At 47.0% G+C, this 12,506-nt stretch carries 11 protein-coding genes; 4 read left to right on the forward strand and 7 right to left on the reverse strand.

All coding sequences use genetic code 11. From position 1 onward, the window contains the following. Positions 1 to 664: 664 nt before the first annotated feature. The 7 genes from AB4Z50_RS23455 to AB4Z50_RS23485 form a co-directional block, all read right to left on the reverse strand. On the reverse strand, positions 665 to 2,374 hold the full coding sequence (locus tag AB4Z50_RS23455; RefSeq protein WP_441882732.1) for an ABC transporter ATP-binding protein: 1,710 nt from the start codon (positions 2,372 to 2,374) through the stop codon (positions 665 to 667). Beyond that, positions 2,361 to 4,223, reverse strand: coding sequence for an ABC transporter ATP-binding protein (locus AB4Z50_RS23460; RefSeq protein ID WP_339204900.1), 1,863 nt, complete (start codon positions 4,221 to 4,223; stop codon positions 2,361 to 2,363). Before AB4Z50_RS23460 ends, AB4Z50_RS23455 begins: the two co-directional genes overlap by 14 nt. A 224-nt stretch (positions 4,224 to 4,447) precedes the next feature. Beyond that, a complete protein-coding gene (locus AB4Z50_RS23465; RefSeq protein WP_441882735.1) occupies positions 4,448 to 5,461 on the reverse strand; it encodes a zinc-binding alcohol dehydrogenase family protein in 1,014 nt (337 codons plus the stop codon). 14 nt (positions 5,462 to 5,475) lie between these two features. Next, the gene (locus AB4Z50_RS23470; protein ID WP_441882737.1) at positions 5,476 to 6,420 is read right to left on the reverse strand and encodes an aldo/keto reductase; all 945 of its coding nucleotides are present in this window, start codon (positions 6,418 to 6,420) and stop codon (positions 5,476 to 5,478) included. A gap of 65 nt (positions 6,421 to 6,485) precedes the next feature. Next, entirely contained in the window at positions 6,486 to 7,988 is a 1,503-nt protein-coding gene (locus AB4Z50_RS23475) for a UxaA family hydrolase (RefSeq protein ID WP_441882739.1), read from the reverse strand. Beyond that, complete coding sequence (locus AB4Z50_RS23480; protein WP_441882741.1) at positions 7,981 to 9,477, reverse strand: tagaturonate reductase; 1,497 nt, start codon at positions 9,475 to 9,477, stop codon at positions 7,981 to 7,983. Before AB4Z50_RS23480 ends, AB4Z50_RS23475 begins: the two co-directional genes overlap by 8 nt. Then, complete coding sequence (locus tag AB4Z50_RS23485; RefSeq protein WP_441882743.1) at positions 9,474 to 10,304, reverse strand: amidohydrolase family protein; 831 nt, start codon at positions 10,302 to 10,304, stop codon at positions 9,474 to 9,476. The genes AB4Z50_RS23480 and AB4Z50_RS23485 overlap by 4 nt, the downstream gene beginning before the upstream one ends. Positions 10,305 to 10,481: 177 nt before the next feature. On the opposite strand from AB4Z50_RS23485, the gene AB4Z50_RS23490 reads away from it, so the two are divergent. The 4 genes from AB4Z50_RS23490 (at position 10,482) to AB4Z50_RS23505 (ending at position 12,328) form a co-directional block, all read left to right on the forward strand. After that, complete coding sequence (locus AB4Z50_RS23490; protein WP_441882745.1) at positions 10,482 to 10,961, forward strand: GNAT family N-acetyltransferase; 480 nt, start codon at positions 10,482 to 10,484, stop codon at positions 10,959 to 10,961. Between the two features lie 10 nt (positions 10,962 to 10,971). Further along, entirely contained in the window at positions 10,972 to 11,832 is an 861-nt protein-coding gene (locus AB4Z50_RS23495) for a helix-turn-helix domain-containing protein (RefSeq protein WP_441882747.1), read from the forward strand. A gap of 98 nt (positions 11,833 to 11,930) precedes the next feature. Then, the gene (locus tag AB4Z50_RS23500) at positions 11,931 to 12,092 is read left to right on the forward strand and encodes a hypothetical protein (RefSeq protein WP_339204908.1); all 162 of its coding nucleotides are present in this window, start codon (positions 11,931 to 11,933) and stop codon (positions 12,090 to 12,092) included. Between the two features lie 68 nt (positions 12,093 to 12,160). Then, positions 12,161 to 12,328, forward strand: coding sequence for a hypothetical protein (locus AB4Z50_RS23505; protein ID WP_339204909.1), 168 nt, complete (start codon positions 12,161 to 12,163; stop codon positions 12,326 to 12,328). Positions 12,329 to 12,506: the final 178 nt, after the last annotated feature.

Below are 12,506 nucleotides of genomic sequence, written 5' to 3' on the forward strand. Positions count from 1 at the left end.
GTGTGAATTGATCAGAAATAGAGCTAGAAACTAGCTCTATTCTCATCAAAAACACCATTTCGGCGCGAATAGAACTAAAAACTAGTCTTATCCATGCTGCTCGGCTCGTCAAAGTCCCTCTAAAGTGTGAATTGATCAGAAATAGAGCTAGAAACTAGCTCTATTCTCATCAAAATCACCATTTCAGCGCAGATAGAGCAAGAAACTAGTCTTATTCAAGCAGCACGACTCGTCAAAGTGCCTCTAAAGTGTGAATTAATCAGAAATAGAGCTAGAAACTAGCTCTATTCTCATCAAAAACACCATTTCGGCGCGAATAGAACTAAAAACTAGTCTTATTCAATCAGCTCATCTCGTCAATGAACCTCAAAAGTGTGAACCGATCAGAAATAGATCTAGAAACTAGCTCTATTCTCACCAAAATCACCAATCCAGCGCAAATAGAACTAAAAACTAGTCTTATGCATGCTGCTCGGCTCGTCAAAACACCTCTAAAGTGTGAACTCATCAGAAATAGAGCTAGAAACTAGTCTTATTCAAGCAGCTCATCTCGTCAATGAACCTCAAAAGTAAAAACATATTAAAAATAGAGCTGGAATCTAAATCTAGATTCCAGCTCTATCTCCATAACAGCCTAGCTTACTTGCTGCTGCATATATTGCATCTAATGCTGCGCCATGAGCAGCTGTTGATACACCTTGCCTGTGGCGAGCAGCTCTTCATGGGTGCCGGTCTCGGCTAACGATCCTTGATCCATAACAAAGATCACGTCTGCATTCTCGATAGTGGACAACCTATGTGCGATCATAATTGTCGTCAGCCCCTTCCGTCTTGCTTCTAGGCCAGCCAGCAACTGACGCTCTGTCTCCAGATCGAGCGCTGACGTCGCTTCGTCCAGCACCAAAACTTCCGGATCACTGACAATTGCCCGTGCAATTGCAATACGTTGACGCTGTCCGCCGGACAGCTTGATGCCCCGCTCTCCAATATTCGTATCATAACCATCAGGCAGCCCCAGAATAAAATCATGAATCTGAGCGATACGGCAAGCTTCCTCCACATCCGCTTCGGTTACCTCGTCTCTGCCTAACATCAGGTTTTCACGAATGGTATCAGAGAACATATACGGGTCTTGGAATACAACAGACACCTTACTCGCCCACTGCTCGCGGTTGAAGATTTGGGCGTCCATATCGTTCAGCTTAAAAGTCCCCTTCGGCGCATCAAAGAAACGAACCAATAGCTGAGCAATGGTTGATTTGCCTCCCCCGCTCGTCCCTACAAAAGCAATTTTGCTTCCGATCGGCAGATCAGCCGAAAATCTGCGAATGACCTCCGGCAGCTCTGGCGAATAGCGAAAGCTCGTATCTTTAAAGGACAACTGCTCAATCGGTCCCGCTATACTCTTTTGACCCTTATCTTGCTGTTCCATCTCCAAAATACGCTGAACCCTGTCCACGTTAGCAAGCTGCGACGACATGCCCATAATAAATTGAAATAGATTATAGAAGGAATCCGACATTTGCGTAGAAAACTGAAACAAGATGACGAACGTTCCGATCGACATTTGTTCATGAATAAGCTGCATACCGCAGTAGCCAAGCACAAGAATGCCAATGCCCCATTTCATCGGGTCGCTGTAGCGAATTTGCCGATTCACGAGTTTTCCTTCAGCCATTACCTGCTCAAAGTATTCCGCAAACATTTTATCGTAAAGCTTCATTTCCCACTTCAATCGGTGATAAGCAACCACTTCTCGTGTAGAGGCTACTCCCTCTTCAATTTGTATGAGCAGCGCCGTACGTTTCTCCGCCACTTTTTTGGCTTGCTCCTTCAGCTTGGGGGTGAAGTAAAAGCCAATAAGAACGTAAATGGTACAAAGCCCCACAATCATAAGCAGCAAAATAGGGCTGGAAATGCCAATGATCGTCATCAATATGCAGAGGTTTAACGTCTCCTGTATACCGCGTGGAATTTGCCAGCCCATTACGCTAGCCGAGACAAACAGATCCTGCGTGAACGAATATACGTATTTGCCGGTCCGCTCATTTTGGAACCGTTCGACTGGAACACCTTCAAGTCGCTTCAGCATTCGGGAGAGCAAAGAGCGGCTGACTGCAAATTCATTGCGAACGAGACTTCGGCTCGTCATCGTAAACATTAGCGAGTAGACGAGACCTGCAAGCGCGAATATGGAGATGACAATCGGCATCAGCTCATACTTGCCTTCCGTAAACACGTCATCAATTAATATTTTTTGAACATATACAATCGTATAATTGGATACGGACTCCAGTGCGAGATAGAGCAGCACAATGAGATAGGTACCTCTCAGCATGACGGAGTTCGACCAAAAGATTTTAAGATACTTCATGTGCCACCCTCTCTTCCGCTGCTTCGGATTGCCCGATTTCCAGTTCATACAGCAGCCCTTTGCGTGCAATCAGCTCTTCATAGCTTCCTGCCTCCGCAACGCGGCCCTCGTGAATGACGACGATTTTGTCAAAATGCTTCACCGTCGACAGCCTGTGTGCAATCGCAATCGTCGTACGGTTAACCAGTACCTCATCAAGCGCACGCTGCACTTCATATTCACTTACATTATCTAGAGACGAGGTCGCCTCATCGAGCAAAATAATAGCTGGCTGCTTTACAAACATCCGCGCAATCGATACTCGCTGCTTCTGTCCGCCAGAGAGCTTCATGCCTCGCTCGCCAACGAGCGTATCGTAGCCTTCGGGCAGCTGCATAATGAAATCATGCGCATAAGCAGCTTTGGCGGCTGCAACCACTTCTTCATCGCTTGCTTCTGGTTTGCCGAATCGAATATTCTCTTTGACAGAAGATCCGAACAGATAGGTTTCTTGGAATACATAACCGATCGACTCTCTCAAACGCTCTAGCGTCATTTGCTGAATTGGTACACCATCCAGCTTAATCATGCCAGCAGTCGGATCGTAAAAACGCCCAATCATTTTAAACATCGTGGTCTTGCCGTTGCCGCTTGCTCCTACAAAGGCGACCTTCTCTCCTGGCTTGATGGTGAGCGAGAAGCCGTTAATAACAGGAGGCTGCTCCGGATACTGAAAGTAAACATCCTCGAACGTAAGTCCGCCGCGAACCTCATCAAGAGCGATGGGATCGGCCGGATCATCAATCTCAATTTCTTTGTGCATGAATCTATATAGCGGAATCGTTTGGTGGATGATAAGCTTCTGTTCCGTAAGCTGGGTGACGAGCAGCGTGAGGCGGAACATCGTCGTCATGTATAAGAGGGTAAAGGCGATAAAACCGCCTAACGTAATCCAATTATTTTGGAGAGAGTAGTAGCCCGTAATAAATAATGCAATGGCGCCCAAATAAAATGTGAACCGCCGAAAGCTGCCTCGCCCGAAGCTATACGTAGCAGCGAGCAAGTAAACATGCGACCACTCTTTATGTTTCCCGAGCGTCCGTCCATGGTACCAGGGCTGCGAGCCAAACGCTCGAAATTCGCGCAAGCCGGATATGCTTTCGTAAACCGATTGATTATAAGCAATTCGTGATTGACCGGATTCTCTCCCGTAAAGGGAAGCTTTCCGTTCAAAATAAGGCCCAAACAAATAATAAAGCCCGAATGTTGGCAGCATGATGAGGCATAACCAGCCGCTAATGCTGAGCAGCAAACAAATAGCTACCGCTATAAAAAGCAAGTTTTCGATGACGCTCGGAAGGACATTGCGGTATATTTTCTGAACCGAAGCTACCTCGGAGTTGAACATCGACAGCGTCTCGCCCGCAGGGTGCCGCTCGTAATGAGCAAAGCCGAGCTTGCGCAAATGCTTGAAAATCGCTGTTTGCATATCACGGGATGCTAATTCACCAATTGTCCGCTGCAGTAGATTGCGATAATTTTTGGCGATAAGCATGAGCAAATTGATAGCTACAAGTGCTCCCAAAATCATCATAAAAAGTGAGGTATCCTTGTTGACTACGACATGATCGATAACATATTGGATCATCTTTGGCGTTAATGTTTCCCCAAGCACCGCCATCGTACCGCAGGCCGCAAGTGCTGCGATTTGCTTTTTATAAGGCGTCAAAAACTTTAGCGCCCAAATGTAGGAGCTTTTTGATTCATTCAGCTCAGCCTTCTGTTTTCCTTTGTCCGCCTGCTTGCGAGCCTGTTCGCTCATCTGCTGCGATGGCCTATCGGCTTCCGCAGCTTTTTCTGTTTTTAGCATCGTTGTTCCCTCCTCGTTTCTGTTTGTTAAACCCCTTTAAACAACCTATTTTTTGGCAGTTGGCTACCTATCATAATTCTGGGTACACATTTTGTCAACGGACAAAATGATTATAATCATTCATTACCAAGCAGCATCACCACTGCACATCAACACGTAAAAAGCCCGGCTCAAGGCACCAGCGCCTGTTGACCGGACTTTCTATAATAGTTGCGATATCTTGGCTATAATTCCACAATCGCTTTAATAACCTTTGATTCTGGCTTCAGCCAGCTATCGAAGTGGTTGATCATTTCCGCAAACGGCACACGATGCGTAATGAAACTAGCCACATCAATGCTGCCGCTTCGCACAGCTTCTTGAACTGCTGAGAAGTCCTCAATAGTCGCATTTCGGCTTCCCATTAATGTCATCTCCCGCTTGTGAAACTCGGGATCGTTGAAGGAAAGCTCTGCTTTGACGAGGCCAACGTAGACAAGCTTACCTCCGTGTGCGACAAAACTAAATGCATCGCTCATCGATCTTGCGCTGCCGGTAGCATCGAATACAACGGTTGGAAAATCTCCATCTGTTAATTCTGAAATTTTAGCCGCAGCGTCTTCCAAAGCATTAACCGTCTCATCCACCTTCGCCCATTGCTTGCAAAAGGCTAGGCGATCCTCCTGAATATCCATTGCGATCACCCGCGCACCACGATGTTTGGCAAAAGCCATAACACCAAGACCAATCGGCCCAGAGCCAATAACGAGCACCGTTTCGCCAGCTCGAAGCTCCGCGCGTCGAACGGCATGCGCGCCAATGCTCAGCGGCTCCAGCACGGCCGATTGATCAAGCGTCAGGTCGTTCGTCACGAGCAAATGCGTAGTCGGTACGACAACTAGCTCGCGCATGCCGCCATCAATATGCACGCCTAGCACCTTCATGTCCGTGCAGCAATTCGTTTTCCCATTGCGGCATGCAATACATGTCCCGCAGTGCATATATGGAATGATGCTAACCTGATCGCCCGCTTTGATATTGCCTTGCTGATCATCCTCCTGCTCAACGATGCCAGCCAGCTCATGACCCAACACGCGTGGATAAGAGAAGAAAGGTTGATTTCCTTTATATGCATGCAGGTCGGTTCCGCAAATTCCTATTCTCCGAATACGAACAACTGCAGTCCCCGGCTGCAGGACAGGCTCCTCTTGCTCAACCAGCCTCAGCTGATCGATTTGTTCACATACGATTGCTCTCATCCTGCAGCTCTCCCTTATACGTCGATTCTCGTATTGTATTCTTCTCTTCCACTTTTCCAGCTAAGGTTATGAATCGGCTCCAATATAGCAAGAACCTCTCGCAACAGCTGTTCATTAATCGGCTCGTCCGTCCATTCTATGTTTTTACGGATATTAGCCGGATTAGCTGTACTCACCAGTGTTGTTGGGATTCGTTCATTCGCTGTAGCGAATTGTACAGCCAGCTTGGCGATATCCTCACCCTTAGCAGCACAATACTCGGCGGCTTTCGCGCATAAAGCACGTATCTGTTCACCAGCAGGATGCCAGCTCGCAACTGCGCGATTGCCAAGCAAGCCCATCGAAAGCGGCGATGCACTAACAAGCCCAACCTGCTTTTGCTCCAGAAGCGGCAATAGCTCCAGCAAAGAGGTATCATTTAAAGAATAATGGCAATAGGAAAGTACAGCATCGAGCTCGGTATACGCCAGCGATTTCTCAAATACTGCAAGAGGAAGCCCGGATACGCCCGAGTATCGGATTTTCCCCTGCTGTTTCAGCTTATCGAGTGCTAAGAAGGCACCCTCTGCAACTTGCTCGAAGGGAACAAATTCAATATCATGCAAAAACAATATATCGATATAATCCGTCTGCAGCCTAGCCAGGCTTTCATCCACACTGCGGATGATACGCTGCTCCGAGAAATCGAACTCATCCTCGCCATACCTACCAGCCTTCGTTGTCAGAATAAACCGATCTCTCGCAATCTCAGTTATCGCCTTGCCAAGCACCGTCTCCGCTTTCGTTAAGCCATAATACGGCGAAACGTCGATCAGATTAATGCCCATATCCACCGCAGTATGCACGGTACGAATGCTTTCTGCTTCGTCCGTCTCTCGAAATACAGAACCCAGCGAGGATGCGCCAAAGCTGAGAGCAGACACCTCGAGTCCCGTCTTGCCAAGTTTACGATATTTCATTTATATCCACTCCGATTTTTGAGGATCAATCTGTTATTGCCATCGATCACCGTTTGCCACCGCTTTTACAAAATAACGCCGTCTTTAAAAATCGCGATTTCTTTAAACCCGTTTCGCTCATTATGTGTTTGCAGCTCGCCTGAAGCTAAGCTGATTAATTGCTCCCACAGCTCATCGGTCAGCATCTCCATGCTTTTGCTCTCAAGCAGCTCACCTGCGTTAAAGTCGATCCAGTTTTTCTTGCGGGCAGCAAGCTCACTATTCGTCGCAATCTTCACTGTTGGAACCGGCCCGCCAAACGGCGTTCCCCGTCCTGTCGTGAACAGCACGATATGCGCTCCTCCGGCTGATAACGCCGTAACCGATACCAGATCATTGCCAGGTGCTTCTAATAAATTGAGACCGCTGCTTGTAACGCGCTCCCCGTAAGGCACAACATCCCTTACAATAGCGTGTCCGCCCTTTTGAGTGCAGCCGAGTGATTTTTCCTCTAACGTACTGATGCCCCCTGCCTTATTGCCGGGCGATGGATTCTCATAAATTTCTTGATCATGCTTTATAAAATATTGCTTGAAATCGTTTATTAGATGAACAATTTTGTGAAAAACCTGCTCATTTGTTGCGCGGCTCATCAATATCGTCTCCGCGCCGAACATCTCCGGCACCTCGGTCAATATAGCTGTACCGCCCGCTTCGATCAAACGATCCGATACCGCGCCTACGAGCGGATTCGCCGTTATGCCGGACAAGCCATCCGAGCCTCCGCATTTCAGGCCAAGCTTCAGCTTTGATACCGAAACTGGCTCGCGCTTGAATCGTTCTGCATAACTTACGAGCTCTTCTACCAGCCCCAGCGCGTCCTCGATCTCATCCTCCGCCTCTTGCGACTTGAGAAACTTTACTCGTTCCGCGCTATGCTCGCCAATTGCCCGCTTGAACGCATCAATCTGATTGTTCTCACAGCCTAAGCCGATAACGAGTACGCCAGCTGCGTTCGGATGGTTTACGAGTGAGGCAAGCAGCTTCTGTGTGTGCACAAGATCATCGCCAAGCTGCGAGCAGCCGAACGGATGTGCAAAATGGTACACCCCAGCCACACGTCCTTCATAAAGCGCATGTGCTTTTCTTGCTACAATCTCACAGGTTTTATTAATGCAGCCGACCGTGTTAATAATCCAAATTTCATTCCGTATACCGACATCGCCATTCTCGCGAATAAAACCTTGAAAGGTACGATCAGCATCACGCGATACTGCTTTCACTTCTGCTGGCGACGTAGTCTGCTCATACGAATAATCGAGAAATCCTTTTAAGCCCGTGCCCATGTTATGGGTATGAATCCAGCTGCCTGGCTCGATATCTTCCTTCGCAACTCCAATCGAGTAACCAAACTTGAGCACATGCTCCCCTTTGCGAGCAGCTCGCGTCAGCACCTTATGACCCTTCGGCACCTCATCTTGCAGCTCAAGAACTAACCCCGATTCAAGCGTCAGCTTATCTCCTTGAGCAAATGACTGCAGCGCAATAACGACATGATCATCCTCATGCAATCGAATCCAGCTATTCATTCGCTACTCGCTCCATTTCCTCTATGCTCGCGCTTATCGCAGCTGCCAGTTCTGGCCATAGTGACGCCAAATTACATCCCCACACGTTTTCCAAGTGCAGCAGTCTAGATACGGTCTGTTCCAGCGGCCATTTCTGCTCTTTCGCTTCCGCCCAGATAGACGCAATGATGGCAAGCAAGCTGGCATCATCCCGCACCACGTACGACAATCCGCTTAACGTTTTCCCTTCGTAACCCGTCTCACCAAGCATTACTTTGTAATACCGAAGCAAACCAGCAAAACCTTGTATATGGCCCGTTGGCAGCATATTACCATCTTCGGCATAATGAAGCAGGGATGGAAGCAGACGCACTTTAAATTTACTTAAGCTGTTCATCGCAATATCCGCAAGTCGATGACGAATGAACGGATTAAGAAAACGTTCATAAACATCCTGTGCATAGGCGTGCAGCTCCTCTTCAGAAATGGCAAGTGAAGGGATGATTTCCGTCTCTACTGTTGCTCTCACCAGAGGACCAAGCACTGTATCCTCCATCGCTTCCCGCACCTGCTCCATATCATGCAGCAAGCCAAGCGGCGTCATTAACGTGTGTGCACCATTCAAAATTCGCACCTTTCTTAGCTGGAAAGGCTTCAAATCCTCGACATAATGTACGTTCAGTCCAGCCTTGCGCAGCGGAAGCAGCTCATCCAGCTCCGGTCCTGTCTCAATCGCCCATAAATGATACGGCTCTGCTGTGCTCAGCATGGAATCAGAGTAGCCCCATTCACCAAACCAAGCTTCAGCCTGTGCTGCATCTGGATAACCCGTAACAATGCGATCGACTAATGAGTTCAGAAAACGGTTATGCTGAGTAACCCAATGTTTGAATTCTTCGGAATATCCCCAATCATCGCTATAGCGCAAAATACAGCTGCGAAGCTCATCGCCATTACGTTCCAGCAGCTCGCAAGGCAAGCATACTAAGCCGCGCTTCGGATCGCCTTTAAAATAATTAAATCTGCGGTACAGCAGCTGTGTCAGCTTGCCAGGAAACGACTGAATCGGTTGTCCCTCGATGAGCTCCTCCGGTCGATAAACAAGTCCCGCTTCCGTCGTGTTGGATACGACAACCTGCAAGTCTGGGCTTTCGGCCAAAACGAGATATTCATCCCAATTGGAATACGGATCAAATACTTTGCTAAACACAGAAACAATCTCTGTACGCTCCACGCTGGCACCATTCTCCAAACCGCGAACAACAAGCGTATATAGACCGTCCTGTTCTGCCAGCGCATCAATCTTTGGTTTGCCGCTGGGACGCGGCTGCGTCACCGCAATGCTTCCCTCGTATAAGCCTTGATTCTTGCAAGCTTGAATCATCCAGTCAAAAAAGCCGCGCAAAAAATTGCCTTCGCCAATTTGCAGTACCGTAATCTTAGCTTGCTTCATTGCCCTATATTGCTGTGTCTGTTCTTCATTTAATTGCTGCTCGTTTAAAGTGTTCATATTCGATAAAACTCCTTTGCGTTTCGTCCAAACAACCGCTCTCGCTCTAATTCCGTCCATGTCTGCGGCAGCGCCTGCTCCAGCACGGACACAACCTCGTCGTAGCTTGCCGCAAGCAAGCTGACCGGCCAATCGCTGCCAAACATGACCCGCTTGTAACCAAATGCTTCGAGCGCATGCTCGATATAGGGCAAGAAATCAGCTGGTTGCCAGTTATCATGATCCGCCTCTGTGACCATTCCCGAGAGCTTGCAAAATAGATTAGGATGAGCGGCAATTTGGCTAATTTGGCTTTTCCAAGGCTCAAGCTCCCCAGCTTTTATTCTAGGCTTCGCGATATGGTCAATGACCGCATGAAGGCCTGGCACTTTATCCAGCAGTTCAACTAGAGGAGTAAGCTGATGCGACACAACTAACAAATCTATCGGTATTCCTTTGTCTGCAAAATATGTGAACGCTTCCAAATAGCTTGGTGCCAAAATCGCATTCGCATCGGGCATCTCCTGAATCATGACACGGAAGCCTACACATTTCGGATGCTGCGCAAAACGCTCGTAATGATTGCGATAATCCGGATCGGCAAGATCCAGCCATGCGACAACGCCTAATATCGTATCGGATGACTCGCTTAATGTCAGCAAATAATCCGTTTCTGCAAGCGTCGCTGCCGCCTGCACAACAATCGTACCGTCCAGCTTATGTTTATTTAGATGAGGCTCCAAATGCTGCGGCAAAAAATCGCGGTAAAGCACCGGAATGTCTGGTGTGATCCAGCCGTAATCCCCTCGTTCAATCTTCCAATAATGTTGATGCGAATCTATTCTCATCTCATCAGCCTCTTTTCTAACAAAGTAGCTTCCTCTTCATTATAAAAAACAATATTGATAGCTGAAATAATCAATTCATGCATATTTGTACTCTTTTTTGATATTTGTTACAATCAGGCTGATGCTAGGAGGACTAGCGCTTTTTGAAACTTAAAATAGAATGGAAAAGGTGATCGGATGATCCGTCCGTTTAAATTAGAAGATGTAGATTACATCATTAACTCCCACTACAATCTTTACAATAAGGAGTTCCACTACGATCTTTCTTTCCGAGCGTTTATTGCTGATCGTGTACATGGTTTTATCGAGAGGTCAGATCCTAATGAGAACATTTGGATTTTGGAAAGCGAAGGAAAGCAGCGTGGTTCAATTAGTATTCATAAAGTGAATGAGGATACCGCTCAGCTCGGTTTGTTTCTCATTGAGCCTGACGTAAGAGGAGCTGGTTATGGGCAGCAGCTGGTACAAACGGCGATTGATTTCTGTAAGGGGTTAGCTTTCAAAACAATCATCCTCTGGACCAACAGTGAGCTCGTAACAGCAAGACGAATCTATGCTAAAAATGGATTTGTTTTAAAAGAAAGCCATACTGAAGTGTTGTCTAATAAACAACTTATCGAAGAGAAGTGGGCGTTATCAATTCATACAGGAGAGTGAGGAGAAAGCTATGAATCCCTATCGTAAAAGGTTCGATGCCCACACACCATTTCCGTTTGAATGCGTATATCGTGACACCAAGAGCGCGCAAAACGAATTGCCTGATCATATACACGATTGGTATGAACTCGTTTATATTTATAGCGGCAAAGGTACGTTCTTTATCGATCAGACGTTTTATGATGCTGTTCCCGGCGACATCTTCCTCATTCCCGGAAACACGATCCATCGCTCCTTTCCAGATTCGGATGACCCGAAAACATCAACTGCGCTTTTCTTTAATGCTTCACTCGTGCACAGCCCGCCACTTGGCGATCCTTTCTCCTATTTGCGCTGCTTCGAGCAAGCCAAGCGCCATAAGGCGTACAAGCTGTCGAAGGCATCTGCTGAAGAGAAACAACAAATAGTCGATTTAATCGATCGGATACATTTGGAGGAAATGGACAAGCTGCCAGGCAATCGTCTAGCTATCCTTCTTCATCTCCAGCAAATATTGCTGTTCCTCGGGCGCATCCTCGCTCCCTCTGAAGAAGGCCAAACGGTATCCTCATCCGCTCCAAGCTGGATGACCGCTGTATTAACCTATATCGATGAGCATCCGAGCAACCCTCTTGGATTGTCGCAGCTTGCCAAACGCGCATCGGTTACGCCCGCTCATTTTTCGCGTGTTTTCAAAAAACTAACCAGCATGAACGTTACGGAATATGTCACGACCAAACGAATTATTCGCGCTAAAGAGCTATTAATGGAGAGCGATGCCAATATTGCCGAAATAGCCGAGCAATGCGGCTTTGAAAGCCTTCCGCATTTTCACCGTATGTTCAAGAAACTAACAGGCATGACACCCTCTCATTATAAGAGGAATGAATAATTGATAGATTTGACGGTTAATATTAGCGGATACAGGCCGCCTGTTTCTCTCATATGTTATCTAGTAAAGAGAAACTTGCTAGTAAGGGAGGCTCATAGATGGTTCGTTCAAGTGTGAAAACCATTAAGTACCGCGTAGGCAAAAACAAATATTTGATCATTAATATTTATCAATCATCCGAAGCAAGTGCACAGCAGGGCAATGTGCTGGCAAGCAATGCAGCTACTGTGCAAATTTTCAAAAAATCAAAGCGCAGCTAGTTCCCTCTCATCCCTCATCCCTCCACTAAGCAGCATTATTTTACACACGCCTCAAAGGAGGTGATAACATGTCTTTTAAACATTCTAAGCAGGGCAACACGGTAAAGAAAAACAACGGTAAAACCTTTGTTAATGTCAAGCAAAACGCACATGCATCCATTAATCAAGGCGGAAATGCATTTGCAATCAATGCAACAGACATCGGAGTCGTCCGTATTCGTCCCGGCCAACAGTAATAAAGCAGAATCAAAGTAAAAAGGCTGCCTCCGCAAGGTTTTAACAACCTGTGATATGCTCCCCAAATAGTAGACAGGTGAAATAATAAAAAACCTGCTGCTGTGAGGGGAGCATTTTCATGTCTAAAGTTGAATATTGCGCATCGGAGAAACTTACCATTATCAAAGAGATCGAAAG

It is taken from the genome of Paenibacillus sp. 2TAB26 (assembly GCF_052115145.1).
Classification (GTDB): domain Bacteria; phylum Bacillota; class Bacilli; order Paenibacillales; family Paenibacillaceae; genus Pristimantibacillus.